The following is a 26,617-nucleotide window of genomic DNA, read 5'->3' on the forward strand; positions in this document are numbered from 1 at the left end:
AAACTTAATACAAGTGTTCTTTCAATGGTTGCTCACGAATTAGGACACACTCAACAAAATGGGAATAACACAAACTTATTAGGTAATTGCATAAAAGAAGGTGCTTGTGATTTCATAGCAGAATTGCTACTTGACAAACCAATACAATCACCATATATGACCTATGGTAAAGCAAATGAAAAAATGCTATGGGAATTATTTAAACAAGATATGTACGGACAAGAAACTAAAGAATGGCTTTACAATGGTGGGCAAGCTCCAATAGGGAAAGCAGACTTAGGGTATTATATTGGTTATGTAATTTGTAAGTCTTATTACGAAAATACAAGTGATAAAACAAAAGCCTTGAAACAGATAATTGAATTAGATTTTAGTAAGAAAAGTGTTGTGAAGTTTCTAAAAAAATCTAAATACCTTGGTGGCGGACAGTAATAAAACTGCTGCCAACAAAAGGCTTTACGCAAGTTGGGCTTTCAGCAATGGCCCATCAGCTTTGGAGTTTCAAATCAACTTCAGTAATTTGGCTTTAGCTAATCACGTCAGTAGTGGCCAAGCCAGCAGAGGGAACAATCCTTCCCCACCCTGCGTAAAGCCTCGGCCGTTAGGCACAATTTTAGATAAACAACTCAAAAGACTATGCTTCAATCATATCCAACTAAAAATGGGACAGGGATTTCAATTTTTGGGAACTTTGCGGAATTGAATTTTCTGTATGACACTATTCACCATTTTGCTGAAACCTTAGACGAAACTAAAAACAATATACAAAAAGCTCAAAGCAATCTTTTAATGAATTTTGCTTATGAAGTTCGTAAAGCATCTTACGGAAACCGCTTGACAGAAAAGTTTACCTATTCAGGCGACAATACTGAACATACTTTATACGGCTTTCAACTTGTTTGGACAGATGTTTTAATTTTTATTAATGTTTTACGATTTAATGCAGGCTTTATTCAAAGCGATAAACTTCAACAAGCAATCCTTTATAATCTCGAATACACAGTTGAAGCATCCCTATTTGACTATGACTCTGAAGGGGCAAATCACATCAAAAATTATATTGGACATGGTATTAATATTACAGATGAATTTGCATTTATCATTTACCAAGCTTTGCACATAAAGTATGTGACAATGAAAAGTGGTAAGACAAGGTTTCGTAAAATCCCACATCTTCTGGATGGACATTTTTCAAGTTGGAAAGAAGAATACAAAAATATAATTGCTTCTTTTCGAATATCTGCAAAACAACAGAATTGTGAAGTAACGGATTTGGGATTTTCCGAATTCCCTGAAATTGTATGGTAGAAAATCTGTGCCTAACAAAAGGCTTTCAGCAATGGCCCATCACCTTTGGTTTTTCAAATCGGCTTCAGTAATTTGGCTTAAACTAATTGAGTCTTTAGTGGCCAAGCCAGCTGTATTAACACAGATTATCCAACCAGCGTAAAGCCACGGACGTTATGGGCTATTTATTATCAGGTTTCGTATCTTTGAAGTATGACACAGTTGGAATCCATAAAAGATTTGCTGCTTAGACTCAAACCAGAGCTAATGGAAAAGTATTCTATCAGCTCTATTGGCCTTTTTGGATCAGTGGTGCGCAATGATTTTTCACCAACAACAAGCGATATCGATATCATTGTAGATTTTTCTAAGCCTATCGGAATTGAATTCATTGATTTGGCCGATTACCTCGAACAGAAGATTAAAAGAAAAATAGATCTTGTATCGAGAAACGGAATCAAGCAGAAGTATTTTCAAGCCATAGAATCTGATATCATTTATGTCTAAAAGATCTACAGACCTACTAATTGGCGATATCCTTGATAGTGGACATAAAATCCTTGATTATACTTATGGCTTGACTCTGGAGCAATTTTCAGCTGACTCAAAAACAGTAGATGCTGTAATCAGAAATTTCGAAATCATAGGAGAAGCGGCTAACAGATTACCCGAAGATTTTAAGGAGATGCATTCAGAAATTGACTGGCATAAAATACGTGGCTTCAGAAACAGAATTGTTCACGACTATTTTGGAATAGATTATTCTATTGTTTGGGTAATAAAAGAGACATTTCTTCCTAAAATGCTCGAACAGTTAATTAAACTTAAAGGCTAACTTACACAGCCCATAACAGAAGGCTTTACGCTAGTTGGAGATTCAGCAATGGCCCATCAGCTTAGGTATTTCAAATGTGCTTCAGTAATTTGGCTTTAGCTAATCGAGTCTATAGTGGCCAAGCCAGCAGCGGGAACAATCCTTCCCCACCCTGCGTAAAGCCTCGGCCGTTAGCAGTAACCTTACTTATACTCAGTAAAGATGTAAATGAATGAATAAAAAAATAATTGTTGTAGTTGGAGCTGGCTCAATTGGACAGGCTATTGTGCGGAGAATTGGAGCAGATAAACATATTTTACTTGCAGACATAAACGAAGCAAATGCGAATAAGGCAGATGAGGTTTTAAGCGAAGCAGGTTTTCAAGTAAGTACTACAACAGTTGATGTTACTTCAAGGCAATCGATAATTTCTATGATTAAAGTTGCTTTAGAATTTGGTGACATTGTAGGATTAATTCATACCGCTGGAGTTTCACCTTCGCAAGCTTCACCTGAAACTATTATAAAAGTTGATTTATATGGAACAGCAATTGTGCTTGAAGAATTTGGAAAAGTAATTTCACAAGGTGGTTCAGGTGTTGTAATTGCTTCACAATCTGGACACAGATTAGAGCCTTTATCAATTGAACAAAACAAAGCACTTGCTACAATACCAACCGAAGAATTGCTTGCATTACCATTTCTCCAACTTGACAATATAAAAGATTCACTTCACGCGTATCAACTTTCAAAAAGAGGAAACTCTTTACGAGTAATGGCAGAAGCAGTTCGCTGGGGAAAACGAGGTGCGAGAATAAACACAATTAGTCTAGGCATTATTATTACACCTCTAGCAAAAGAAAAGCTAAATAGACCAAGAGGAGACGGGTATAGAAAAATGATAAACTCTTGTGCAGTAGGTAGAGCAGGCACACCAGACGAAGTTGGAAATGTTGCAAATTTATTAATGGGACAAGATGGAGCATTTATAACAGGGAGTGATTTTCTTATGGACGGTGGTGTAACAGCTGCATATTGGTACGGCGACATTACTTGATTTTAGAATTAACAAGGCTACTGCTAACATAAGGCTTTACGCAAGTTGGGCTTTCAGCAATGGTCCATCAGCTTTGGAGTTTCAAATCAACTTCAGTAATTTGGCTTTAACTAATCACGTCAGTAGTGGCCAAGCCAGCAGTAGGAACAACTATTCCCAACCTGCGCCAAGCGTGGGAACGTTAGCGGCAAATGCTTGACACATCCTAAAACTCATAAAATGATTCGAATTCTGATTTTTATATTAGCATTGCCTATTAATCTTATTGCTTGTTCTTGTGGAAACTTTTGGGGCCCTGTAACTATAAAAGATTACAACAACAGTGAATTTATTATTTCAGGCAAAGTGGCTAAGGTAATAATAAATACAAAAGAAACTGTATACAGACAAAGACAAATTGAATTTCAAATTGACGAAGTATTTAAAGGAAAAATAGGTTTAAAGACAGTGACTATATATACAGCATTAAGTGACGCTACATGTGGTTTATTTGTTAAAGAAAATGAAGAATGGTTAATATGGGCTTATTTGCAGAACAATGCAATTTCAACAAATTTGTGTACGAGAAGCCGTCAAAAAAAGTATGTATCAGAGTTCGATTATAAATCACTGCAATATTTTAAATCAAATCCCTCTACTTCTGAATGGAAAAATGATTCAGGTGTTTTAATCGCTGTTGGCAAATTAGAAAACAATACACCAGTTGGACATTGGAAATATTTCTATAATAACGGATACTTAGAATCAGAGGGTTCATATAAAAATGGAATTTATGACGGCAAATGGATTAAATATCTAGACCCAGAAGGTATAGTAACTCGACTTCGATATGACAAAAAAATTCCTGAAGACTCTACACAAGATTTGCACTTACTTAAAAATAAGGTTTGGGAAATTCAAAACTTCAAAGACGGAATTAGAGAAGGTGAATTTATTCAATATGCTTATCATTCAATAGACAAGCCCAAAAGAATTACGAACTACAAAAATGGAGAATTAGAAGGAAAATCAATCTATTACTTCGATAATGGGATTATTAATTATGAACAAAATTATAAAGAAGGAAAATTAAACGGATATGAAAGGTTTTATCATTCAAATGGACAATTAAAACAAGAAGGAAAATTTATTCAAAACAAAGCAACAGGTGAATTCAAATTATATAATGAGAATGGAGAGTTAATAAAAACTTCTCTGGATAGAAGACCTGAGTAATGCATCTGCCGCTAACAAAAGTATTTGCAAAAGCAGGGCTGGACATTCTAACATCAGCTATGTGCAAGCATCAGCAGCGGTTCGGGCTCGACGTTCAATGTTCAGCTTTAGTTCTTAACTTCAACAACATATTTTCAAATGGGTATTTGTACCGCGCTAGACAATCAATGAATTCCCTGCCTTCGCAAAAACACGGACGTTAGCGGTCAAGCTAAAACGAAACCTCTATAAACTAAGAATATAAAAATTAATTTAAAATAATGTTATGTCTTTTGAGAAGTTCATAATTGAAAAATATTCAGATAAATATCGAAATCAAGTTCTTGACGTTTGGGAGAAATCTGTATTGGCAACACACAACTTTTTAAAACCGAGTGACTTTAAAGAAATCAAACAACTCGTACAGACCTTCAATTTTAATGAATTTGAAGTTTATTGTCTAAAACAAGATGACGAAATAGCAGGATTTATTGGTCTCGCTGAACGAAAAATAGAAATGCTTTTCTTTTCGCCTGAATATATTGGAAAAGGTCTTGGAAGAAAGCTGACTGACTTTGCTTTTTCAGAATTAAACGCCGAAAAAGTTGATGTAAATGAACAAAACACAAATGCGGTTAAGTTTTACAAAAAACTAGGCTTCAAAACATACGAACGAACAGAAAAAGATGACCAAGGAAAGGAATATCCCTTGTTGAGAATGAAACTTGAAACAACAGAAAACAAACAACGAAAACAAAGCACGAACCGCTAACTGCACTTTTGCACCTTCTGTTGCGGACTTATGGCAAAGATGTGGAATTAGTAATAACCTTTTTCGTTTTATTCTATCAGACTTAACGACTCTGGAAATGAAAAGAATTATTTTGTGGGGTGGTGTACAAATGGACAATGAAATAGCTGTGAACTATTATAAAAAAATGGTTTTAAAACATTAGGACAATTTACTTATAACGGAGATAACTATGATATGATTTATGATATTCCAATCAAACATGAAAAATGATTGAACGGCATTCAACAGAAGGCTTTACGCAAGTTTGGCTTTCAGCAATGGCCCATCAGCTTTGGAGTTTCAAACCAAATACAGTAATTTGGCTTTAGCTAATCGAATCTATAGTGGCCAAGCCAGCAGTAGCAACACAGATTATCCAACCAACGTAAAGCCACGGCCGTTATGTGCAATTAATAAAATCTATATTCTATGAAATCAAAATTATCATTTACTACCCTCATCATTCTTTTGTTTATTGGACTTTATGGGTGTTCAGGAAAAGAACAACCTTCAATCAAACCAAAGTTTTCTGATAAGGAAAAAGTAATCGACAGTATTAAAAATGCATACCAAGCTCAAGTTATTGAATTTGAAAATTGGGAAGCAGACGATGTTACAGATTCTACTCTAACAGTCTGTATCGTTAACAGTAAAAAATTGCCTTCCAAAGATCCAGCTATTGCGTCAAAAGAATTTAAAAGCATTGCTTCTGATATTCGAAATTCACTTTTAGACAAAACTAGTTATAATTCGTACTATATTATATTTGTTAAGACTGACACAGCTGGTTTAATGCAAACTCGATCACATGCGGCAGGTGCTGACGTTTCTGTTGAATTACTTAAACCGTAAGTTAGTATTCAAGGTTGAAGAACTAGCTCATTCTGTAATAGAGGCCAAGGAATGGGATAGTATAAAAAGTGTAATTTTTGCTTTTATACCAGTTAATACGCAATCACATGGACAATATGACGAAAACAAAGAGTCAATTATTTTAGGGTACTCTATTATTAGGAAGAAGACAAAAAAGAATACCGGTTTGATATTGCCATCGCTAACGACGAACAGTTAGGAATCATGCTTCATCTTCAATTTACAAGAAAAAACAAAATCAATGATAAAGTTTTTCCTTCTTCTAATTCTATTGTTTAATGCATCCTTTTTAATTGCCCAAAAAAGGACTGCATGGTATAACCATACATTATTGGATGTAAAGAATTTAGAAAAGAGTGTAACATTTTACACAAAAGTCTTTCAGTTAGACACTATACCGTATCCATTTCCTCCCAGCCCCCAATATATTGTAAAATGGTTGAGAGTTGGAGAAGGAATTGAACTGCATTTATCACAGTGGCTTAACGACACCACTAAAGTTATCAGTGAAATACCCTCCGTACCAGGACATATAGGTTTTGTACACTTAGGTTTTATGGTAAATTCTATGGATGCTTTTCTGAAGAGGCTTATGGAATTGAGCAGCGATTACAAATCAGGCAAATACAAGCACCCGATTATTGAAAGAATGCCCTACGGTGCAAAAACTATCGAGATTAAAGACCCTGATGGAAACGAAATACATGTTATTGAAGCAATGCCTGCAAACAATAGCAGGAATCGCTAACTATATTGAATAAATAGGTTTTCTTTGCAATTAAATCAAATTTAATACAATTATGGCTTCAGGTTTTTTTGCAATTTTAGATGATATAGCCGCTTTAATGGATGACGTTGCAATAACCGCCAAGCTTGCAACAAAAAAAACAGCTGGAATTCTTGGTGATGATTTAGCCGTTAATGCGGAAAAATCAACAGGATTTGTATCATCAAGAGAAATCCCTGTTTTGTGGGCTATAACAAAAGGTTCATTCATTAATAAATTGATTATTGTACCCATAATTTTATTGCTAAACTTATTTCTACCAAAAGCTATTATAGTAATTCTGATAATTGGAGGATTTTACCTTGCTTATGAGGGTGTAGAAAAAATTGCAGAATATTTCTTTCATAAAAATGAACCTAATAAGCAAGAGGTAACTGGTGTAATCAAACAAGAAGCTGAACTGGAAAAAGCAAAAATAAAATCTGCTATAACTACTGATTTTATTTTATCTATTGAAATAGTAATTATTGCTTTAAGCACGGTCTTAGACAAAACTTTAAGTTTACAAATTTTAACACTAACTGTTGTTTCTATAATAGCTACCATAGGTGTTTATGGAATTGTAGCGTTGGTTGTTCGAATGGATGATTTGGGATTTCAGCTCATTGAAAAATCGAATAAAAAAGGATTTTTGAATACAATTGGCTTGTTATTAGTGAAAGCGCTTCCTATGTTTATCAAAGCTTTTTCTGTGATTGGAACCATTGCATTATTGCTTGTAGCGGGCGGAATCTTTTCGCATAACATTGAATATTTTCACCACATCCTTTCCCAGTGGCCCAGTATTTTAAAAGAATTTATTTTAGGTATTTTAGGTGGAATATTCGCTTTAGTTCTAATCGTATTAGTCAAAAAAGTGCTTACCTATTTCAAGAAATAATTGTTGAAAATCAGTTAATTCAAAATGTGTGCTATATCGCCCTATCTAAATGGGTGTACCCACCATCTACATGAATCAACTGACCAGTAGTATGTGAAGATTTTTCAGATAAAAGAAAAGCAACCATATTGGCAATTTCCTCTGCAGTTGTCATGCGTTTGCCGAGGGGGATTTTATTGGTAATCATTTTTAATTGCTCTTCTGGATGATCAAATGTTTGAATCCAAGATTCATACAGTGGGGTAAAACATTCTGCAACAATGACTGCGTTCACCCTGATTCCATATTGTAGTAATTCTACTGCCCACTCTCTTGTTAGCGCATTCCTTCCCCCATTTGCTGCTGCGTAAGCAGATGTATTTCCTTGACCAGTCTCTGCCGTTTTAGAGCCAATATTTACAATAGCCCCTGCTGATTTTTTCAATGCGGGCAATGCATACTGTGCCATCAAATAATAATGTACTAAGTTTTTATGCAAGGATGCTATAAATGATTCATAGCTCCCATTCTCTAATCCCACTCCGTCATTCACCCCTGCATTATTTACTAACCTGTCAATTCTACCAGCAATAGCCAGTACTTCATTTACAGCTCTCTCGCAATCGACAGGATTGGTTAGCTCTGCAGTTATAAAATGAGCTCGCCCATTAGCTGATTGTATTGCTGCAACGGCTGCTTTATTATCTGCTTCACTCCTACCTATAATAAAAGGGATTGCTCCTTCAGCTGCCAATACTTTAGCAATCCCCAAGCCAATGCCTTTTGCACCGCCTGTAACAATAATTGATTTCCCTTTTAGCTGTAAATCCATATGGTAAATTATAGATTATAAAATTGAATTGCGTTCAACCCAAATATTTTCTCTTGATCTTCCATTGAATGTTTCGCAAAATATTGTTCCACTATACTAATCACTTCAGTGTAAGAACCTCCTAGTAAGCAAACGGGCCAATCACTTCCAAACATCAACCGATCTACCCCAAATGATGCGGTTACCACATCCAAGCAATACGTAAAATCTTGTATATGCCAATTTTCCCAGTCAGCTTCGGTTACTAAACCAGAAACTTTGCAATAAACATTTTGATGATTCGCAATTGCCCTTATTCCTTTTTCCCATTCTAGAAAATTAGCTTTTTTAAAATCAGGTTTGGCTAGATGATCAATTACAAATGGTTGTGAAGGAAATTTTTCAACTACAGTTTTTGCAAAAGGTAAATGTTTGGGGAAAATCAATAGGTCATAAGTGAAAGGATAATTAGCCAAATGTGAAATGCCCCTACAAAAATCGGGGCGGAGTAAAAAATCATCCGCTGGTTCAGCCTGAACTATATGGCGAAATCCTTTTAGCTTTTTACACGCAGCATAATGTAATAATCTATCTGAAATATTTTCAGCACACAAATCAATCCAACCTACGACGCCTTTAATAAAATCATTATCCGCAGCCAATTGCAAAAGAAAATTAGTTTCTGTTTCACTTTGATCAGCTTGTACTGCAACAACTCCATCAATATTATTTTCTTGACATAATGCATATAAATCATGAGGCATAAAATCTCGCTGAATTTTCTGCATCTCATTGGTAATCCAAGCATCTTTAATTGGATGGTACTTCCAAAAATGTTGATGGCTATCTATTCTCATGGCAGTTCAAATATTTTTTCCATCAACATCCATTTCTCCCCTTGCTTTGCCCATGGTAATGCCTGCTGAAACTTCCACATCAACTGCTCCCATTCTTGCACTTTTTCATTACTAGCATCCAACTTTGCTTTTTTCTCAAACGAAAATGTTTCATCTGCTTCAATAATCATGAACAAACGATTGCCCACACAATAAATATTCAACAAATGAATCCCAGCATCTTTTATACTTTGAATCACTTCAGGCCAAACAGCTTGATGATGGGCTTTATAATCAGCTATCAAAGCTTCGTCTTCAATTAAATCTAATGCCAAACAAAATTGCTGTATAGCCATGATTCATTATTTATATGCAACTGCTATTTGTTTACTAGTGCCTAACCCTTCAATTCCTAATTCAATATCATCCCCTGCCTTAATATATATTGGTTCAGGTTTTATGCCTAAACCCACTCCTGGTGGCGTGCCCGTGCTAATGATATCACCTGGCAGTAAAGTCATGAACTGACTGATATAATGTACTAAAAAGGGAATTTTAAAAACCAAGTTGGAGGTATTACTGTTTTGAAAGGTTTTACCATTTACGGTCAACCACATGTTTAAATTATTTACATCAGCTATTTCATCCCTGGTAGCTAACCAGGGCCCAAGGGGAGCAAAACTGTCGCATCCTTTACCCTTTGCCCATTGTCCACCACGCTCTAACTGAAAAGCTCTTTCACTATAATCATTATGTAAACAATATCCTGCCACATAATTCATAGCATTTGCTTCTTCTACATAACTTGCTTTCTTACTCATCACGAATGCAAGTTCTACCTCCCAATCGGTCTTTTCACTGTTGCGTGGGATAATCAATTGATCGTTGGGGCCACATAATGCAGTGGTAGATTTAAAAAAAATAATTGGTTCTTCCGGAATGGGCGCATTGGTTTCTTTACAATGATCTATATAATTTAAACCAATACAGATGATTTTAGAAGGTCTTGCTATAGGCGAACCAAGTCGAATGCTTTGATCTACTTCTGGTAAAGTTGGATTTTTTGCAATAAAGGATTGGAGTTGATTTAAACCATCCTGTTCAAAAAAAGCTTCATTAAAATCGGTAAAAAATGCAGACAAATCATACCATTTGTTATTCATTATAATGCCTGGCTTTTCTTTTCCTAATTCACCAAATCGTATCAATTTCATATGCTATAATTTAAATTGTTATAATCCCCCCTGCCCTCTATATAATTTAATCGGTTTATCTAAAGTTAATTTAATGACGGTTACATATTTGTCTAATGCAGCTTCTGGAAGGTTGATATAAACCAACCCTGGCACATGACTCCAACTGATCTTTCCTACTATTTTATGTGTTGGTTTAATGCTAGAACCTATAACTGTAATGTCTTTTATTTGATTCTCTAATCCCTTTAACATGAGTTGGCAACTGTTTTTACCATTTACAAAAAGATATAAACTGGTTGAATCTTTTGACAATGTAGAAGGTCCATAATAATGACCTTGAGGGATACCTCCAATGGTATTGAAAATGGCTTCTCCATTTTTTTTATTCCACGCACCCAATTCTTTTAATACATTAATTTGTTCTGCAGGAATTGTGCCATCTTCCATTGGCCCCATGTCTAATAGCAAATTACCTCCATTGGCAACTGCATCTACAAAAATGGTAATTACTTCATAAGGTGTTTTCCAATTATTATCGTGATGAAAACCCCAATTATCATTCGTAGTCATGCAGAGTTCCCACCAATTATCCTTTGGTCTTGATACTGGAAAATTTTGTTCGGGGGTGGCATAATCGCCATAACCTTGTAAACGACCATTGATGATTGCCTTGGGGTTTTTAGTCAGAATCATGCTTCGCACTTTTTCTGATTCCCATTCTTCTGCACTATGTTCCCAGTCTCCATCAAACCACCACAAATCTGGATTAAACTGATTGGCTATTTCTTTGATTTGCCCTTGAAAAAAATTCCTGAATCTGTTCCAACGCTCGTAGTCGTTTTTAACCTGATACCTAGTACTATCTTTGATAAAGCCCGGATAATCTTGGTGTGACCAATCAATTAAAGAATAATAAGCACCCGTTTTAATATTTCGCTTACGTAATTCTTCAAAGAAGGGTTGAATCATATCTTTTTTGGCAGGTGTTGCTTTTACGCTACTCAGCTCATTCATTTTGGTATCATACATGGCAACCCCATCATGATGCTTGGTGGTAATCACAGCATATTTTGCTCCACTTTCGTGAATTAGTTCAGCCCAAGCTGAAGGATTATATTTTTTTAAAGTAAACCCATTCAATTGTTTCATGTAATTGGCATAACTAATTTTTTTGTTATGAAAACTCCATGATTCATCAATTCCATCTACCGCATAAATTCCTGCATGTATAAATATACCCAACTTGGCGTCTGCAAACCATTGCATTTTGTCCTTGATTGAAGCGGGATTTATTTTTTGCTGTGCATTCATGCAAATACAATTAATCAATAAGATTGACATTGTACCCAGCTTACTAATTAATAATCGGTTGATATGATTCATGCTACTTAATTATTCAATTTAATAAAACCACCATCAATAGGATAATCACTGCCTGTTATAAATGCAGCTTCTTCGCTAGCTAAAAATAAGGCCAATGCAGCTATTTCTTCGGGTTTACCCATTCTGCCAATTGGTTGAGATTGTGATAGCTTTTCAAATATTTGCGCTTGTTGATCAGGATAGTTTTTTTCGATAAAGCCGTCTACAAAGGGCGTATGTACCCTGGCAGGTGAAATAGAATTGCAGCGAATATTTTCTTTTAAATAATCTTTTGCTACGGACAATGTCATTGCCATTACGGCGCCTTTAGCAGTGGAATAAGCAAAACGATCTGCGATACCAACCCAAGCTGCTATAGATGCCATATTGATAATAGAACCACCATTTTGCTTTCTCAATTGCGGTATAGCAGCACTGATACAATTATAAACCCCCTTTACATTTACTTGCATGATTTTATCGAAATCTGCTTCAGATGTGGTGTCGGCTTTACCAATATGTGCAATTCCTGCATTATTTACCAAAATATCAATCGCACCAATTTGATTAAAGGTATTCTTTACAGATGCGTTAATAGATACATCACAGGCATGAGCATAGGCAAGTCCTCCCTCTTTAACGATCTCGTCTACTGTTGCGTTAGCCTGCTCCATTGTGAGTTCGATGATATGAATTACGGCACCCTGTTTTGCATATAATTGGGCAATGGCTTTTCCGATACCACTACCCCCTCCTGTTATCACGGCTATTTTATGATCTAGTCTAAACATTTGTCTAAATTAATTTTATAAACTTACTCCTCTTTTCCAAGGAATAAAATCATCTTGATTTAATTGCACCGCTTTGGGAATGATGATGCCACTTGCTGCATTGATACAATATTCAAAAATGGCTTCCCCCATTTCTTCAATAGTTTTTTCACCACTGATTACAGGCCCACAATCTATATCAATAATATCGCTCATCTTTTTGGCTAATATAGCGTTAGTAGCCACTTTTATAACAGGACATACTGGATTTCCAGTTGGGGTGCCTAACCCTGTAGTGAACAATATTAGCGTAGCTCCTGCTGCTGCTTTTCCAGTGGTCGCTTCTACATCATTGCCGGGTGTACATACTAAACTTAATCCTGGTTTTGTAGCAGATTCAGTATAATCCAACACATCAACCACTGGTGCAGTACCTCCTTTTTTTGCAGCTCCTGCACTTTTCATTGCATCGGTTATCAATCCATCTTTGATATTACCTGGTGAAGGATTCATGTAAAACCCTGAACCTACTTTATGTGCCAATTCATCATAGGATTGCATTAGATTAATAAACTTTTGAGCGATTGCCTCATTCACACATCGATCAATTAGGTTTTGCTCTACTCCACATAATTCAGGAAACTCTGCTAGTAAAACTTTTCCACCTAAGGCAACCAATAAATCTGCTACATAACCCACAGCAGGATTAGCCGAAACACCGCTAAATCCGTCACTTCCGCCACATTTTACACCAATGGTTAATTTACTTAAAGGAGCAGGTTTTCTTTGCTTTTGATTAATTTGAATCAGCCCTTCAAAAGTTTGTTTAATCGAATGTGCAATTAATTGTTCTTCGCTTTCAGATTCTTGTTGTTCAAAAATATATAATGGTTTATCAAATTGTGGATTTTGATCCTTAATATCATTTATTAATTGCTGCACTTGCAAATGCTGACAACCTAAACTTAATACCGTAATGCCCCCAACATTGGGATGATTGGCATAAGATGCCAACAAAGCACTCAATGTAGCAGCATCTTGCCTGGTCCCTCCACATCCTCCTTGGTGGTTTAAGAATTTTATGCCATCTACATTTTTAAATACTCGGTTGATATTGGCAGATGGTGTTAAACTAATATTGACTGAGTCAAGGCTTTGGCCATTTTGAAAAGCAGTTAATAAATCTTGTGTATAGCGTAAATATTTATCTGATACAGCATATCCTAATTGATTATGTAAAGCCTCTTTAATAACATCTAAGTTTCTGTTCTCGCAAAAAACAGTTGGTATAAATAACCAATAATTTGCTGTTCCTACTTGGCCATCGTTTTGATAATATCCATTAAATGTGGTGTGTGAATATTTTGATACATCAGGTGCCTGCCAATGATAAGACACTCCCCTGTAACCATAAGGTTCAGCAGCGTGTTTTAAATTTTCTGTTGTCATTAAACAGCCTTTTTTTACGCTAGCTTGCACTTTACCAATTAATACTCCATACATGATTATTTCAGCTCCCGCATCTAAATCACTCGTATAAAATTTGTGCTTGGCTTTTATTTTATCCTGTAATGTATATACCTGATTTTCAAATTCAACTGCTGTATCTTTTTCCAAATCAGTCAATGCAACTAATACATTGTCGGTTGGATGCATGCGGATGACTTGACGGTTAATAATATTCTCGTTCATTTTTATTGCAATACTTCTTTTTTGATTGTCCTCATTTTTAACGCAAATAATAAGACAACAATAAAACAAATGAAGGGAATAAAATACCCATTTTGTATACTGCCTGTCTTATCAGAGATTATTCCCAAGATTGGCGGCAGCAACGCTCCCCCTACAATAGACATAATGATTAAACTAGAAGCTGGTTTGGTTGCATTGCCCAATCCTTTTATTCCTAAAGCAAAAATGGTTGGGAACATAATCGACATAAAAAAAGCAATGCCGATTAGCGAATAGATAGTAATCATTCCTTTACCATAAATAGCGACTAAAGAAAGTAAAATATTAATTATTGCATAAATGGCTAATAGCTTTACCGGTTCTATATACTTCATAAAAAAAGTACCTGCAAAACGTCCTATCATAAATGCAGCACCATAGAATGCAGTATAGGTTGCCGCTTCTTTATCTGTTAAGCCAGCCGAAGTTGCTGCAAAAACTAGGAAAAAGCTCCCCACACATACTTGAGCACCTACATAAAAAAACTGTGCAAAAACGGCCCAGGCCAATTGTGGATGTTGTAGTGCGTATAAGAAGCTGCTATTTTCTGTAGTAGACTCTTCTTTTATATCTGGTAAAGGGGTATAATAAAAAATGATTGCCATAATTAATATTATTATCCCAAGTACTACAAATGGCAATTTTACGCTGTTGGTTTCTGTTTGAATAAATACTGCTAAAGCATCTCCCGATAACGCACTGATTGCTGCATCTGTTTTATCTGTATCAGTTAAAATTAACCACCTTCCTACCAAGGGTGCAATGAATGCAGCCAATCCATTGAAAGACTGTGCCAAATTTAAACGGAAAGCTGCGGTTTCTGCAGGTCCTAATACAATAGCATAAGGATTGGCAGCTGTTTCTAAAATAGCCAATCCACATGCTATAATGAACAATGCACCTAAAAAGAATCCATACGTATGGGTATTGGCTGCTGGCACAAACAAAAAGGCACCGCATGCAAAAAATAATAATCCAATAATGATTCCTGAACGATATCCATATTTTTTCATAATTATTCCAGCTGGTATAGCCATTAAAAAATAGGCGATAAAAACGGCAGAATCCACCAATGAGGACTGCAGAATAGTTAGCTGAAATGTTTTTCTTAAATGGGCGATTAATATTGGATCAATATTATGTACGAAGCCCCAAAAGAAAAATAAGCTGGTAATTAAAATAAATGGAAATAGCCAACCTTTTCGGGCACTTAGGTCATCTATATTTTTGTTCCGCATACTTGTTTGTAGTCCCATAGGAATAAATATAAGGCATATATTTATATATTCAAATACACAATCAATCAAGTTATATTAGACCGCATTTTAGTTAATTTATAAGCAGTAATAATGAACCAATTTTTAGCACAAATATCAATCGTAGTAGATGATTATGATAGAGCGATCGAATATTACACTAAACAATTACATTTTGATTTAATTGAAGATACTAAACTCAGTGAAAGCAAAAGATGGGTAAAAGTAAAGCCAAAAGGGTTGGGAACATGTAGTTTGTTGTTAGCTAAAGCTGCTACTGATGAACAGCAATCAAGAATTGGTAATCAAACCGGTGGTCGTGTCTTTTTATTCTTACACACCGATGATTTTAAACGCGATTATCAAAATTTACTAAATCATCAAATTACCATCATAAGAGAACCTAGTAGGGAAATATATGGAACTGTAGCAGTATTTAAAGATTTGTACGGTAATTTATGGGATTTAATTGAGCCAGTGAGTCAAATAAATCAAGCAATCTCATCAGCTCAAATTCCAAAATATAGCGAAGTAGATTTAGCGCCTGTTGAAACTAGTTACAAAAAAGTGCTCTACATTAGCTGGAGTTTCTTTTTTGGTTTAGTTATTAGTATTCTTTTACCAATATTTTATTGGATTGAGTCATTACAGAAATCATGGATTGTTTTGTCGGTTATTGGAACTATTCTACTATGCATAGTTGTTTTAATAGCATTTATTGAAATTGGATTTAAAAATTTGGCATGGGCATTAAGGGATAAGGATATAATTTTTAAAAAAGGATGGCTTTTTCAATCAACCTATATCATTCCATTTGTTAAAGTGCAGCATTGTGAATTACTTAGTGGGCCTATTGGGAGAAAATTTGGTTTAGCTTCCATAAAACTCAATACAGCTGCAAGTAATGATATTGATATTAGCATTAATGGCTTAAAGCAGGATACTGCTGAACAGTTGAAGGCTTTTATAATTAATAAAATTGAAACTGATGAGCACCAACAAATTTGATTGGTCTGAGCCGCAAAAGCTCTCCCCTGTTGCATTGGTGTTTATTTTAGTCAAAATAATCAAAGATAGCTGGCCCCTTGTTTTAATTGCACTAGGTAGAATAATCATCAATGAACAAAATGAAACAAAAAGAAATACCAGCTTTGGTGTGTATTTTGTTTTAGGAATAACTTTTTTGATATTATTAATACATCTTAAACAATTAATTAATTTTTTCAAATTTCGTATTTACATACAAGGAACTGAATTAATGGTTAAAAGTGGGTTACTATCGAAATCTATTACCATTGTGCCTATCAATAGAGTACAATCTGTTCACTTAATAGAAAATTACTTGCATAAATTAACCAATACCTGTAAACTTAAGATTGAAACGGCAGGATCCGAAGCAACCGAAATAGAAATTGAAGCAATTAGCAAAGAGCGAGCGATATCACTTCAAGCATTGTTACAAAATGCCGCAATTGAAACGATACAGCAAAAAAATATTGAACAGGTGCAGATTATGGGAATAAGATTTGCAGACGTAATAAAATTAGCCATTTCTGAAAATCATATCAGAACATTCTTAATTATACTTGGATTTGCCTATTCAAGAATTGAAGATTTAAAACAATTATTTGGCTATGATGCATCCAATATTATTGATGAGCAAGTTGAACAAGCCGATTTTTCTACTTTGGGTATTTTGACTTTATTAACTTTTGGCTTATTAGTCACATTAATTGTCTCATTTATTCGAGTATTGCTTCGATATAATGAAATGACCATATTTTCTAACAAAAAAGGGTTTCAAATGGAATGGGGATTTTTACAAACCCAACAAAAAATGCTCATTCAAAATAAGGTTCAGTTAATTAGTTGGGACAATAATTTTATTCGAAAAGCGCTAGGAATTAAAATCGTTCGGTTTTTTATGACAGGAGAAGACATACTTAAACCAAAACAACATATTCAGCTACCTATAATGCAATCAGCTTTATTGTATCAATTGATTTCACCTTATCAAGCAATATGGCCTTCGCAAGATGAAAAGCCTAACAGTGTAGACAAAACTTATGGCTGGAGAGAAACTGTTTTATTTGTACTACCGATAACATTAATAGGTGCTATAGCAATCTATTTTTGGAATCCTGTGTACATAATTATCCCCTTACTAATTTTTATTTATTCAACAATTTCAAATTGGGTAAAATATAAAAAATTTCGGTTTTGGATGAATAAGACTACTATCCAAATACAAAAAGGTATTTGGGGAGAAGAAAACATCTTGCTAAACTTTAATAAAATACAACAAGTATCTATCAAAACAAGTCCTTTTCAAAGAAGGAAAAACCTTGCTAGCATTGAGTTATATACAGCCGGTGAAACTATCACAATCCCATTTATACCTCAAGCTCAAGCTCAATATATTGCAGATTGGACTTTGCTTTGCATAGAATTTAATGGGCAGCAATTGGGAAGATTCCGTTAAAGGAAAAGTATTTTTATACGTAATAAGAATAAAGCAAAAGTTTTCTTTTTAGTGGCATAAAAATTGGTTTTAGAATTAAGAATATTTTTTCTTCACCAAACCTATTTTTATGAAACGCAATTTTACATTTTTAACCCTTTTAGTTATCCTTATTAGCTCTTGTACAGTAATACGACAAGGCGAAGTGGGTGTAAAAAGACGATTAGGAAAAATTGATCCAGTATTTGTGGAACAGGGTCCTAAAGGATATAATCTTTTTACGACAACAATCTTAAAAGTGCCTACTCGTTCAATGAATATCGAAGTTAAGCCTGATCTCCCCTCTAAAGAAGGTTTAACCATTCGATCTGAAATCTCTATTTTATATCGAATTAAGCCAGAGGCTGCTCCAAAAATTGTTCAAAATATTGGCCTTAATTATGAAAGCGAAGTAATTCTTCCTGTATTTAGATCTGCATCTGCAGATATTACTTCAAAATTCTTAGCGAAAGATATGCATAGTGGCGAAAGAGCTCAAATTGAGAGTGCGATTCGTAAACAGATGACGGATATTCTTGAGCCAAGAGGATTTGTGATAGACAATGTATTGATGAAAAGCATTCGTTTACCTGAAGGATTAGCAAGAACCATTGAAGAAAAATTGCAAGCGGAACAAGATGCTCAAAGAATGGAGTTTGTTAAAGAAAGAGAAAAACGCGACGCTGAAAGAAGAATAATAGAAGCAGAAGGTAAAAAAGAAATAGCGCGCATTCAAGCTGAGGGAGAAAAAAATGCAGCAATCATCCAAGCTGAAGCAAGAAAACGGATGTTTGAAATTGAAGCTGAAGGTAAAGCAAATGCAATGACCATTGAAGCATTAGCAGTGAAAAGAGCAAATGATACCATCAACAAAACACTAACACCTACTATATTAAAACTGAGACAAATAGAAGCATTTAAATTTTTGTCAAATAGTAACAATAGTAAATTGATTATAACCGATGGTAAAACTCCATTCTTAAGTTTACCTGAAAAGTTTTAATTAAGGATTACAACGGTCGCAATACATTGGGTCTTCTGTGGTTTTACCTTTAGGATATAAGTCCTCTTTTGTAAAACCACAGTGACTACAAACGGATATGTGGGCAACAGTAGATTTCGTGGGCATACCACATAAACTGCAACTCAATCCAGCTCTCCGGTCTGTTATATCGAATCCAGGCATCTCACATTGAGGACAAGTTGATTGAACTTTTGTGACAAGCTTTCGGGCAAGTACTTCAATGACAGACATTCTTGTAGGATTGTACATTGCCCGCATATCTGTTTCTACTTGTACTAAGAAATTACGATGCTTTAAATCATTAAATATTTTTACTAATTCATCTTGATTTATAATGCCTTTATGGATACAATTATTAGATTCATTTGATCCTTTTAGTATTAGTCCATGTGTAGGGAAATTAACCATCTCAGCAAAATCTAATAATTCTGTTTCGGTATGAATCGTTTTTGAATTAAAATTAGTGTTGGTACTTAATTCTCGACAAACTATTTCGATATTATTTTTTGAATCTATCAATAAAAGAAATTCATCATCAGCCTGAATAAAAAACAAACTGGGATGTGGTCCAAAAGATCCCTCACTAGCAATTCCTAAATCGCAACCAGTCAACTCCATTGCTTTTAAGCATTTTCGTCTAGCAGTTTCTATAGGATCAAGTTCACGTTCAATTTCACCAGAAAAAGTACCCCATTGATCTGTATTAAAATGATCTGGCAGTATAGATTTGACTCCTAGCCCAGATTCTAAAATGGGGGCAAGCACTTGCTCTTTTCTGTGCATGGTTGCAATCACAAGCCTTCTGTCTTTAAACATATTCACTTACTTATGTATTAGACAATGCTTTTCCACAAATATGATCAATAACAATTCCATTATCATAAACCAGGTGACCATTTACAAAAGTTTTCCGGATGATAGAATTAAACTGAGTTCCTTCTAAAGGAGACCAACCACATTTGTACAGAATATTATTTTTGCTTACTACCCAGCTTTCATCAAAATCTACAAGCACTAAATCTGCATAATATCCTTCTTTGATGAATCCTCTTTTTGCAATGTTGTAAATAAGTGCAGGATTGTGGCACATTTTCTCAACTAATTTTTCCAATGAAATTAGCCCTTCTTGATAAAATGACAACATACAACTAAGTGTATGTTGTACCATTGGAGCACCAGATTTTGATTGAAAATAAGGGACATCTTTCTCTTCGAGTAAATGAGGTGCATGATCGGTGGTAATCATATCAATCTTATCCTCTAACAATGCCTTCATAAGACCATTTTTATCTTTCATTGACTTGATGGCAGGGTTCCATTTGATGCGCATTCCTAACTTTTCGTAATCTGCGTCTGAAAACCAAAGATGATGAACAGATACTTCACAGGTAATATTCTTTTCTGCTAAGGGTAAATCGTTGCGGAATAAATGCGTTTCTGCTGCTGTTGATAAGTGCAATATATGTAATCGTGCATTGTACTTATTCGCAATATCGATGGCATCTTTGGTTGCTGCATAACATGCAGCTTCACTTCGAATGATGGGATGCATTCTTGCAGGAATATTTTCTCCAAACTCTTTCTTGTATTTTATTTCATTGGCTTCAATAATGGCTTCTTTTTCAGCATGAATGGCAATCAAACAGTTAGATCTTGAAAAAATATGTTCCATTAAATCATTATTGTCAGCTAGTATATTTCCTTTCCCTGAAAAATATAGTCCATCATCTGTTATCATTAAGTACTGCGTTGTATCACTTGCAAGTAGCTCATCCATATTACTCGCACTAATTCCCATTGCAAAGCCATAATTAATAGCTGAATTTCTTGCTGCAATATCATATTTCTGCTTCAGCAGTTCATTCGACAGTACATTTGGTACTGTATTGGGCATGTCAATAAATGAAGTAACCCCTCCTGCTGCAGCTGCCCTAGATTCTGAAAAAATATCTCCTTTGTTACTCAGACCAGGCTCCCTGAAGTGAACCTGTGCATCAATTACGCCAGGCAATAGATATTTACCCGTTCCATTTATTACAAGAAAATCATCCTGGGTTTGAATGAGTCCGATTTTTTGTATATAATCATCATAAAATAAAACATCTCTAATTTGAATCTCTCCTTCATTAACAATAGCCACATTTTTGATTAAATATTTCACACTCATAAATTAGAATTAATAACAAAAATCAACATTCTTGAACATATTTCCATGTCTCCAATCAATTTTAATACCTTCACAGCTGAAAATTGATATATGTCTAGTTTTATTATAACCTGCCCGAATTGTAGCCACCAATTTGAACCCGGCGATACGATGCGAGATGAAATTGAGAAAGAGCTACGTGGTAAAATGAAAGAGTGGCAAAAGAAAAAAGAGATAGAAACTGCTGAATTACTTGAAACAGAGAAAAAGAAGATGCAAACTGAAATGCAGGAAGCAGTTAGAAAATCTTTGGCTGCTGATTATGAGAATCAGCTTAAATTGTTGCAACAAGAAGTTACAGATAACGCGGAAAAATTAAAGGAGTCTAGAAGAAAAGAATTGGAATTCTTGCAAAAAGAACAAGCTTTAAAAACAAAGGAAGCGGAAATGCAATTGACAATTCAACGTCAGTTATTGGAAGAACGCGCTAAATTAAAAGAACAATTACAGAAAGAAGAATCCGAGAAAATAAATTTAAAAGAGCAAGAATACCAATTAAGAACCAAGGAACTAGAAAAGCAAATAGAAGATCAAAAAAAATTGGTAGAAGAAATGCGCAGAAAATCTGAGCAAGGAAGTATGCAATTACAGGGTGAAGTGCAAGAGCTTATGTTAGAGGAAATGCTCCAATCCACTTTTCCCTTTGATAAAATTGAAGAAGTCGGTAAAGGGGTAAGAGGGGCTGATTGTATTCAAATTGTTCGAAATCAATTTGGCAATGAATCTGGTAAAATCATTTATGAAAGTAAACGAACCAAAGACTTTTCTAATGAATGGATTGAAAAACTAAAAAAAGATATGCGCAGTCATGGGGCTGATGTAGCGGTGATTGTTACGCAAACTTTCCCAAAAGACATGGAAAGATTTGGGGAAAAAGATGGGGTGTATATCTGTACATTTAATGAGGTAAGAAGTGTGGCTTTATTATTAAGAAATGCTTTGTTAAAAATTGCTGATGCACGAAAAAGTCAAGAAAACAAGGGCGATAAAATGGTGATGCTTTACGATTATTTAACAGGTACAGAGTTTAGCGAACAATGGAAAGCCATTCGAGAAGGATTTATGAGCATGCGCCAAAGTATTCAAAAAGAAAGAGATACTATGGAAAGACTTTGGAAAGCCCGTGAAAAACAGCTCGAAAAAGTTTTATTAAATGCAGCACATATTCAAGGTTCAGTAGAAGGAATTGCTGGAGCTGATGCAGTTAATTTAAACTTATTAGAAGATAATGATACCTTATTAATTGATTAACTTCTTTGACCATATCAACCCGGAAGGGAAAGCCAATATTCCTTCTAGAAGGAAACCCATGTTCCCTATTAAGGAAGACTTACGTCAATATTTAAAACGCTATGGTAGAGAGGTCTTACTCCCCTTTAGCTATGAAGATTTACAAAGATTTACTTACACCATTCCTTTAAAAGATAAGAATGGGAAAGATACCGCATGGGAACAAGTTTCTTATGATATGCGGGAATGGGATTTTTTAAGGGAAAGCTTGGTAAAAGTGTATGCAATATTAAAAACAGAGGGTGATTTAAGTTTTGCTAACCACTTAGATGTTGCCAGAATTGACTATTGCTTTTTTGGAAATAGCCAGCCATTTCGTATTCGAATAGTGAACAAATTCAACGACAACTACGATCATTATTATATCAAGAGAGCTGATGCCAGTAGAATTTACGGATTAGAATTGGAGCATATTCTTTCGCCTAATCGCATTACTTATTTTACAAGTAAAGACACGCTTATTGAAGAACATATTCCTGGTATCCCAGGTGACTTGTTTATTCGTGATTATGTTGAGGCAAGCAATACTAATAAAATAAGGTTGGCCAAAGAGTTTGTCAAATTTAACGAACGATGTTTTGTACAGCTATTGGGAGATATGCGTTCTTACAATTTTGTAGTTAATATTATTCCTGACATTGAAGACTTTCAGTATCGAATTAGGGCGATTGATTTTGATCAACAATCTTATGAAGGACGTAAAAATTTATACCTGCCCCAATTTTTTAAAGACAATCAGGCATTGGTAAATATGGTGTTAACACATTTAGACAAACGATCAATTGAACAATACCAAGCTGAGGAAAAAACAATGATGACTTTTAGATTGGTGTCTTCTCGGTATAGAGTGAAAGAACTACTAGACATTATGGAAGATGACCCAATTTCTACTGATAATAAAATAGCTGAATTAAGAGAAGCTTTATTTGTTCATTTTAATAATCCCCAATATTTAAAAGCACGAACAATGGGACAATTGTTAAAAACACATTTAAAATGTTCACTTTTAAAATATTTAAAGAAAATGCCGAAAACAGGCAAATACGATTAAATTAGTTATTAGATACCCAAACTAGGCTCAATTCGTTGGTTAACGTGTAATGCAATTCCAAAGCAGCATAAAAATCATCTTTTTTAAAATTTGCATATAAAATACCTGTTGCCCCTAAACTAGTAGCTTTCACCAACATACATTCACTAAAGTCTATATCTCCCCTTCCCCACCATTTAAACATGGCTTCTTTTGCGCTCCACAATAAAGTGAGTGTGCGATATTTTTCTTGTTCTTCCAATTCTTCAATATTCCAATCAATCAATTCATCCGCATGCAAAAATTTTTGCCTTATTTTATTCACTCTGTGGGTAACCAATTCAACATCAATTCCAACTCGTTGAGTGGAACTAACAATAGCTGCTGCATAATCTCCACAATGTGAAATGGAAAAATGATAGGCTTCATCAAGCAAAAAAGGCTTACGGGTATTGGCTATTTGAATTAACTCAATCGGAAAATCAGGATACAAAAATGGCAATAAAAACCTCCCCGCCAAATGCTGCAATCGCTTTTGGGGATGGGTTACCTGCTGTTGTACTGTTACTTTTTGAGCAAAAAAGGACTCGGTTTCCTCAATCTTCCAAACGGCTAATCGAGTAAAATCATTAATTATTTTTTTAAAATAAATGGGCACAAAATGGAATTTAAACTATTTTGCATAATTAGTATTTTTTTGCAACTCATTGGTAAAATATAAAGGGAATGATTTTAAGTGATCTACGCATTTTAGAAGAAATCGAAAAAGGAACTATTAAGATTGAACCTTACGATAGAGCCGATCTAGGAAGCAATAGCTACGATGTACATCTTGGTAAATGGTTAGCTACTTATACGGATGAAGTATTAGATGCAAAAAAACACAATACCATCACTTATTTTGAAATACCAGAAGAAGGGTATGTACTTCAACCAAGTGGATTTTATTTAGGCGTAACGGAAGAATATACCGAAACGCATGCACATGTTCCATTTTTGGAGGGGAAATCATCTACAGGAAGATTGGGTATTGATATCCACGCTACAGCAGGAAAGGGCGATGTTGGTTTCTGCGGCAACTGGACCTTAGAAATCTCTTGTAAACAGCCAGTTCGGGTTTACAGGGGAATGCCTATTGGACAATTAATTTATTTCCCCGTGGATGGTGAAATTGGCGTTAAGTACAATCAAAAGGGTAATGCAAAATATAGTGGCCAGCCCAATAAACCAATCGAGAGTATGATGTGGAAGAATAAATTTTAATTCAATCGCCAAATACTTCCATTAAGCAAACTCGCAAAACTTACCCACAATAAGTAAGGGACTAATAAAACCGCAGCGGTCATAGAAAGTTTTCTGAATTGCATAATAGTGAGTAAAATAAATATCCACATAACAATGATTTCTATAAATGCCCAACCAATTTGGTGCATGGAGAAGAAAATAATAGACCAACAAAAATTCAAAATAAATTGAATAACGAATAATCGGATGGCTTGAGTTCGGATTGAACTTTCAGGCAACTTCCAGATTAGATAGAAGCTGACTCCCATTAATATATACAAGGTAGTCCACATTGGTCCAAAAATCCAATTGGGTGGATTAAATGATGGCTTATTTAATCCAGCATACCAGGTGGGAATTTCTGCGATAGTAAAAATACCGCCTAGCGAGCCAAGTCCAACTATTGTAATTAGGGAGATGATTAATTTAAACGTATTATTAATTTTCATTTTTATACTTTTTTTGATAACTGATCAGCCAGGCAATTACTTCATTGTAACTATCAATTCCTGCCAATTGTTGATTCATTTTTAAAAATTGATCGTACAAACTATTACTAATTGGGCTAATCATATTACGACGTGCAGTAAAAAAATCACGAATATCTTTCCGATCCTTTTTAACTAATGAATCCATTCTGTTTCGATTGTTTTTAACTACTTCCTCAAAAGAAACATAATCTTCTTTTGCATATAAAAGATACTGTTCATTTAACGAATAACTCAATAAATCTAAATACATTGAATATTGCAGATAAATATTAGTGCTGGATTTAGCAGCTAAAAATCCTACGAAACCGGCTTCGCTTTCACTAGCATATCCTAATTGATGCCCAACTTCATGACAAATAATTGCAGGATTTAACACTCCAGGCAAATCCTTTCTCAAATGTGCTTCACCAGTAAATGGATTGTAATAGCCGGAGAAGCCAACATAATCAGCAATTGGTTCGAATAAACTAAATTTAATTGATTGAATATTAGTAGCTAAAAATGGATAATCTAAAGCAGCTTGATTGTATGCTTTTTGAGCGGTTTCAATTAATTGAGCTTTAGAGAAACTGGGTAATGTTCCTGACCCTATTTTTTTTCGATAAAAATTGGCAGAATCAATTAACTGATTTGTCAAACTGGTAATTTCTTTTTGGGTATAACTGGTAGGATTTAAGCCTAGCTGTAATGCAATCCCTCCTTTTTTGTAATTGAATCCCCAAAATATTTGGAATAATATGTAGGTCAATAGGGACAATTGTAACATGTTAAGCAGCCCTGAACCCAGAAAAGCCAATCGACTATGGGAATATAATAATTTGAGAACCCACTTAATAAAATGGAAAGTAAAATATAAAATAAGAACCGAATAAAATAAGTCCCCAATGCTAAATGGCAATAAATTGGATATACTTTTTAAGCAATTAGACCAAAGTGGATAAAATTTTCCAGCATACCAGTTATCCACAAAAGAATCCGATTCTCCGACTAAATAGGTTAAAACACCTCCTAGCAGCAGTAAAAAAGTATTTTTTATCTTTTTTTCATCTATAATTAGCTGCATATTTGCTCAATTCGAGACTAAAGTTAGGATGGAGCTTCCATTTATAGACCTTATTTTTAGTTTACTTTGGCAAATTGGGCTGTTTTTTCTACCTTTGCAAACC

The 26,617-nt window shown here is 34.7% G+C and carries 29 protein-coding genes; 16 read left to right on the forward strand and 13 right to left on the reverse strand.

Features of this window, described 5'->3' with window-relative positions:
• From ACTIEI_RS06785 to ACTIEI_RS06830, 10 genes are all read left to right on the forward strand, one after another.
• Nucleotides 1-432, forward strand: a 432-nt coding sequence (locus ACTIEI_RS06785; RefSeq protein WP_439505537.1) for a DUF2268 domain-containing putative Zn-dependent protease, incomplete at its 5' end; no start/stop codon positions are given.
• A 204-nt stretch (nucleotides 433-636) separates the two neighbouring features.
• Nucleotides 637-1,308 carry a DUF6904 family protein gene (locus ACTIEI_RS06790; RefSeq protein WP_439505538.1) on the forward strand — a complete coding sequence of 224 codons (672 nt, stop codon included), beginning with the start codon at nucleotides 637-639 and terminating at the stop codon, nucleotides 1,306-1,308.
• Nucleotides 1,309-1,500: 192 nt separating this feature from the next.
• Nucleotides 1,501-1,794, forward strand: coding sequence for a nucleotidyltransferase family protein (locus ACTIEI_RS06795; protein ID WP_264901089.1), 294 nt, complete (start codon nucleotides 1,501-1,503; stop codon nucleotides 1,792-1,794).
• On the forward strand, nucleotides 1,787-2,122 hold the full coding sequence (locus ACTIEI_RS06800; protein WP_439505539.1) for a HepT-like ribonuclease domain-containing protein: 336 nt from the start codon (nucleotides 1,787-1,789) through the stop codon (nucleotides 2,120-2,122). Before ACTIEI_RS06795 ends, ACTIEI_RS06800 begins: the two co-directional genes overlap by 8 nt.
• Before the next feature lie 211 nt (nucleotides 2,123-2,333).
• On the forward strand, nucleotides 2,334-3,158 hold the full coding sequence (locus ACTIEI_RS06805) for an SDR family oxidoreductase (protein ID WP_439505540.1): 825 nt from the start codon (nucleotides 2,334-2,336) through the stop codon (nucleotides 3,156-3,158).
• A 219-nt stretch (nucleotides 3,159-3,377) separates the two neighbouring features.
• Nucleotides 3,378-4,373, forward strand: a complete 996-nt coding sequence (locus tag ACTIEI_RS06810; protein ID WP_439505541.1) for a hypothetical protein — start codon at nucleotides 3,378-3,380, stop codon at nucleotides 4,371-4,373.
• 265 nt (nucleotides 4,374-4,638) lie between these two features.
• A complete protein-coding gene (locus ACTIEI_RS06815; RefSeq protein WP_439505542.1) occupies nucleotides 4,639-5,124 on the forward strand; it encodes a GNAT family N-acetyltransferase in 486 nt (161 codons plus the stop codon).
• Between the two features lie 450 nt (nucleotides 5,125-5,574).
• Nucleotides 5,575-5,997 carry a hypothetical protein gene (locus ACTIEI_RS06820; protein ID WP_439505543.1) on the forward strand — a complete coding sequence of 141 codons (423 nt, stop codon included), beginning with the start codon at nucleotides 5,575-5,577 and terminating at the stop codon, nucleotides 5,995-5,997.
• A gap of 262 nt (nucleotides 5,998-6,259) precedes the next feature.
• Nucleotides 6,260-6,766, forward strand: a complete 507-nt coding sequence (locus ACTIEI_RS06825) for a VOC family protein (protein ID WP_439505544.1) — start codon at nucleotides 6,260-6,262, stop codon at nucleotides 6,764-6,766.
• Between the two features lie 52 nt (nucleotides 6,767-6,818).
• A complete protein-coding gene (locus ACTIEI_RS06830) occupies nucleotides 6,819-7,685 on the forward strand; it encodes a DUF808 family protein (protein WP_439505545.1) in 867 nt (288 codons plus the stop codon).
• A gap of 31 nt (nucleotides 7,686-7,716) precedes the next feature.
• Here ACTIEI_RS06830 and ACTIEI_RS06835 read toward each other — a convergent pair whose 3' ends face one another.
• Genes ACTIEI_RS06835 through fucP form a run of 8 tightly spaced genes read right to left on the reverse strand, consistent with a single transcriptional unit; the run spans nucleotide 7,717 to nucleotide 15,608 of the window.
• On the reverse strand, nucleotides 7,717-8,496 hold the full coding sequence (locus ACTIEI_RS06835; RefSeq protein ID WP_439505546.1) for an SDR family oxidoreductase: 780 nt from the start codon (nucleotides 8,494-8,496) through the stop codon (nucleotides 7,717-7,719).
• An 8-nt stretch (nucleotides 8,497-8,504) separates the two neighbouring features.
• On the reverse strand, nucleotides 8,505-9,332 hold the full coding sequence (locus ACTIEI_RS06840) for an amidohydrolase family protein (protein WP_439505547.1): 828 nt from the start codon (nucleotides 9,330-9,332) through the stop codon (nucleotides 8,505-8,507).
• Complete coding sequence (locus ACTIEI_RS06845; RefSeq protein ID WP_439505548.1) at nucleotides 9,329-9,667, reverse strand: L-rhamnose mutarotase; 339 nt, start codon at nucleotides 9,665-9,667, stop codon at nucleotides 9,329-9,331. Before ACTIEI_RS06845 ends, ACTIEI_RS06840 begins: the two co-directional genes overlap by 4 nt.
• Before the next feature lie 6 nt (nucleotides 9,668-9,673).
• Nucleotides 9,674-10,525 carry a fumarylacetoacetate hydrolase family protein gene (locus ACTIEI_RS06850; RefSeq protein ID WP_439505549.1) on the reverse strand — a complete coding sequence of 284 codons (852 nt, stop codon included), beginning with the start codon at nucleotides 10,523-10,525 and terminating at the stop codon, nucleotides 9,674-9,676.
• Between the two features lie 18 nt (nucleotides 10,526-10,543).
• Nucleotides 10,544-11,890: an alpha-L-fucosidase gene (locus tag ACTIEI_RS06855; RefSeq protein ID WP_439505550.1), complete on the reverse strand. Its 1,347-nt coding sequence runs from the start codon at nucleotides 11,888-11,890 to the stop codon at nucleotides 10,544-10,546.
• 5 nt (nucleotides 11,891-11,895) lie between these two features.
• Nucleotides 11,896-12,660 (reverse strand): SDR family NAD(P)-dependent oxidoreductase, encoded by a 765-nt coding sequence (locus ACTIEI_RS06860; protein WP_439505551.1) that lies wholly within the window; start codon nucleotides 12,658-12,660, stop codon nucleotides 11,896-11,898.
• 15 nt (nucleotides 12,661-12,675) lie between these two features.
• Nucleotides 12,676-14,331: a UxaA family hydrolase gene (locus ACTIEI_RS06865; protein WP_439505552.1), complete on the reverse strand. Its 1,656-nt coding sequence runs from the start codon at nucleotides 14,329-14,331 to the stop codon at nucleotides 12,676-12,678.
• Between the two features lie 2 nt (nucleotides 14,332-14,333).
• Nucleotides 14,334-15,608, reverse strand: a complete 1,275-nt coding sequence (fucP, locus tag ACTIEI_RS06870) for an L-fucose:H+ symporter permease (RefSeq protein WP_439505553.1) — start codon at nucleotides 15,606-15,608, stop codon at nucleotides 14,334-14,336.
• Nucleotides 15,609-15,719: 111 nt separating this feature from the next.
• On the opposite strand from fucP, the gene ACTIEI_RS06875 reads away from it, so the two are divergent.
• From ACTIEI_RS06875 to ACTIEI_RS06885, 3 genes are all read left to right on the forward strand, one after another.
• Nucleotides 15,720-16,634, forward strand: a complete 915-nt coding sequence (locus ACTIEI_RS06875) for a PH domain-containing protein (protein ID WP_439505554.1) — start codon at nucleotides 15,720-15,722, stop codon at nucleotides 16,632-16,634.
• Nucleotides 16,615-18,108 (forward strand): PH domain-containing protein, encoded by a 1,494-nt coding sequence (locus ACTIEI_RS06880; protein WP_439505555.1) that lies wholly within the window; start codon nucleotides 16,615-16,617, stop codon nucleotides 18,106-18,108. The genes ACTIEI_RS06875 and ACTIEI_RS06880 overlap by 20 nt, the downstream gene beginning before the upstream one ends.
• Nucleotides 18,109-18,217: 109 nt before the next feature.
• A complete protein-coding gene (locus ACTIEI_RS06885) occupies nucleotides 18,218-19,129 on the forward strand; it encodes an SPFH domain-containing protein (protein ID WP_439505556.1) in 912 nt (303 codons plus the stop codon).
• On the opposite strand, the gene ACTIEI_RS06890 is transcribed toward ACTIEI_RS06885, so the two are convergent.
• Both ACTIEI_RS06890 and ACTIEI_RS06895 read right to left on the reverse strand, forming a co-directional pair.
• The gene (locus ACTIEI_RS06890) at nucleotides 19,130-19,966 is read right to left on the reverse strand and encodes a DUF6671 family protein (RefSeq protein ID WP_439505557.1); all 837 of its coding nucleotides are present in this window, start codon (nucleotides 19,964-19,966) and stop codon (nucleotides 19,130-19,132) included.
• Nucleotides 19,967-19,976: 10 nt separating this feature from the next.
• Complete coding sequence (locus ACTIEI_RS06895) at nucleotides 19,977-21,317, reverse strand: dihydroorotase (RefSeq protein ID WP_439505558.1); 1,341 nt, start codon at nucleotides 21,315-21,317, stop codon at nucleotides 19,977-19,979.
• Between the two features lie 90 nt (nucleotides 21,318-21,407).
• Between ACTIEI_RS06895 and ACTIEI_RS06900 the strand changes: the two genes are divergently transcribed.
• Nucleotides 21,408-22,607, forward strand: coding sequence for a DUF2130 domain-containing protein (locus ACTIEI_RS06900; protein ID WP_439505559.1), 1,200 nt, complete (start codon nucleotides 21,408-21,410; stop codon nucleotides 22,605-22,607).
• The gene (locus ACTIEI_RS06905; protein WP_439505560.1) at nucleotides 22,600-23,697 is read left to right on the forward strand and encodes a hypothetical protein; all 1,098 of its coding nucleotides are present in this window, start codon (nucleotides 22,600-22,602) and stop codon (nucleotides 23,695-23,697) included. Before ACTIEI_RS06900 ends, ACTIEI_RS06905 begins: the two co-directional genes overlap by 8 nt.
• A 1-nt stretch (nucleotide 23,698) precedes the next feature.
• On the opposite strand, the gene ACTIEI_RS06910 is transcribed toward ACTIEI_RS06905, so the two are convergent.
• A complete protein-coding gene (locus ACTIEI_RS06910; protein ID WP_439505561.1) occupies nucleotides 23,699-24,334 on the reverse strand; it encodes a 4'-phosphopantetheinyl transferase family protein in 636 nt (211 codons plus the stop codon).
• A gap of 68 nt (nucleotides 24,335-24,402) precedes the next feature.
• On the opposite strand from ACTIEI_RS06910, the gene dcd reads away from it, so the two are divergent.
• The gene (gene dcd / locus ACTIEI_RS06915; RefSeq protein WP_439505562.1) at nucleotides 24,403-24,939 is read left to right on the forward strand and encodes a dCTP deaminase; all 537 of its coding nucleotides are present in this window, start codon (nucleotides 24,403-24,405) and stop codon (nucleotides 24,937-24,939) included.
• On the opposite strand, the gene ACTIEI_RS06920 is transcribed toward dcd, so the two are convergent.
• Together ACTIEI_RS06920 and ACTIEI_RS06925 are read right to left on the reverse strand one after the other, a co-directional pair.
• Nucleotides 24,936-25,409, reverse strand: a complete 474-nt coding sequence (locus ACTIEI_RS06920; RefSeq protein WP_439505563.1) for a TspO/MBR family protein — start codon at nucleotides 25,407-25,409, stop codon at nucleotides 24,936-24,938. The two genes, dcd and ACTIEI_RS06920, sit on opposite strands and share 4 nt — an antisense overlap.
• A complete protein-coding gene (locus tag ACTIEI_RS06925) occupies nucleotides 25,399-26,514 on the reverse strand; it encodes a DUF3810 domain-containing protein (RefSeq protein WP_439505564.1) in 1,116 nt (371 codons plus the stop codon). The genes ACTIEI_RS06920 and ACTIEI_RS06925 overlap by 11 nt, the downstream gene beginning before the upstream one ends.
• Between the last annotated feature and the right edge of the window lie 103 nt (nucleotides 26,515-26,617).

This window comes from Sediminibacterium sp., assembly GCF_051860225.1.
Lineage (GTDB): Bacteria > Bacteroidota > Bacteroidia > Chitinophagales > Chitinophagaceae > Sediminibacterium.

Coding starts and splice junctions, on each gene's coding strand:
- ACTIEI_RS06790 (WP_439505538.1), top strand. CDS start 637: ATGCTTCAATCATATCCAACTAAAAATGGGACAGGGATTTCAATTTTT.
- ACTIEI_RS06795 (WP_264901089.1), top strand. CDS start 1,501: ATGACACAGTTGGAATCCATAAAAGATTTGCTGCTTAGACTCAAACCA.
- ACTIEI_RS06800 (WP_439505539.1), top strand. CDS start 1,787: ATGTCTAAAAGATCTACAGACCTACTAATTGGCGATATCCTTGATAGT.
- ACTIEI_RS06805 (WP_439505540.1), top strand. CDS start 2,334: ATGAATAAAAAAATAATTGTTGTAGTTGGAGCTGGCTCAATTGGACAG.
- ACTIEI_RS06810 (WP_439505541.1), top strand. CDS start 3,378: ATGATTCGAATTCTGATTTTTATATTAGCATTGCCTATTAATCTTATT.
- ACTIEI_RS06815 (WP_439505542.1), top strand. CDS start 4,639: ATGTCTTTTGAGAAGTTCATAATTGAAAAATATTCAGATAAATATCGA.
- ACTIEI_RS06820 (WP_439505543.1), top strand. CDS start 5,575: ATGAAATCAAAATTATCATTTACTACCCTCATCATTCTTTTGTTTATT.
- ACTIEI_RS06825 (WP_439505544.1), top strand. CDS start 6,260: ATGATAAAGTTTTTCCTTCTTCTAATTCTATTGTTTAATGCATCCTTT.
- ACTIEI_RS06830 (WP_439505545.1), top strand. CDS start 6,819: ATGGCTTCAGGTTTTTTTGCAATTTTAGATGATATAGCCGCTTTAATG.
- ACTIEI_RS06835 (WP_439505546.1), bottom strand. CDS start 8,496: ATGGATTTACAGCTAAAAGGGAAATCAATTATTGTTACAGGCGGTGCA.
- ACTIEI_RS06840 (WP_439505547.1), bottom strand. CDS start 9,332: ATGAGAATAGATAGCCATCAACATTTTTGGAAGTACCATCCAATTAAA.
- ACTIEI_RS06845 (WP_439505548.1), bottom strand. CDS start 9,667: ATGGCTATACAGCAATTTTGTTTGGCATTAGATTTAATTGAAGACGAA.
- ACTIEI_RS06850 (WP_439505549.1), bottom strand. CDS start 10,525: ATGAAATTGATACGATTTGGTGAATTAGGAAAAGAAAAGCCAGGCATT.
- ACTIEI_RS06855 (WP_439505550.1), bottom strand. CDS start 11,890: ATGAATCATATCAACCGATTATTAATTAGTAAGCTGGGTACAATGTCA.
- ACTIEI_RS06860 (WP_439505551.1), bottom strand. CDS start 12,660: ATGTTTAGACTAGATCATAAAATAGCCGTGATAACAGGAGGGGGTAGT.
- ACTIEI_RS06865 (WP_439505552.1), bottom strand. CDS start 14,331: ATGAACGAGAATATTATTAACCGTCAAGTCATCCGCATGCATCCAACC.
- fucP (WP_439505553.1), bottom strand. CDS start 15,608: ATGCGGAACAAAAATATAGATGACCTAAGTGCCCGAAAAGGTTGGCTA.
- ACTIEI_RS06875 (WP_439505554.1), top strand. CDS start 15,720: ATGAACCAATTTTTAGCACAAATATCAATCGTAGTAGATGATTATGAT.
- ACTIEI_RS06880 (WP_439505555.1), top strand. CDS start 16,615: ATGAGCACCAACAAATTTGATTGGTCTGAGCCGCAAAAGCTCTCCCCT.
- ACTIEI_RS06885 (WP_439505556.1), top strand. CDS start 18,218: ATGAAACGCAATTTTACATTTTTAACCCTTTTAGTTATCCTTATTAGC.
- ACTIEI_RS06890 (WP_439505557.1), bottom strand. CDS start 19,966: ATGTTTAAAGACAGAAGGCTTGTGATTGCAACCATGCACAGAAAAGAG.
- ACTIEI_RS06895 (WP_439505558.1), bottom strand. CDS start 21,317: ATGAGTGTGAAATATTTAATCAAAAATGTGGCTATTGTTAATGAAGGA.
- ACTIEI_RS06900 (WP_439505559.1), top strand. CDS start 21,408: ATGTCTAGTTTTATTATAACCTGCCCGAATTGTAGCCACCAATTTGAA.
- dcd (WP_439505562.1), top strand. CDS start 24,403: ATGATTTTAAGTGATCTACGCATTTTAGAAGAAATCGAAAAAGGAACT.
- ACTIEI_RS06920 (WP_439505563.1), bottom strand. CDS start 25,409: ATGAAAATTAATAATACGTTTAAATTAATCATCTCCCTAATTACAATA.
- ACTIEI_RS06925 (WP_439505564.1), bottom strand. CDS start 26,514: ATGCAGCTAATTATAGATGAAAAAAAGATAAAAAATACTTTTTTACTG.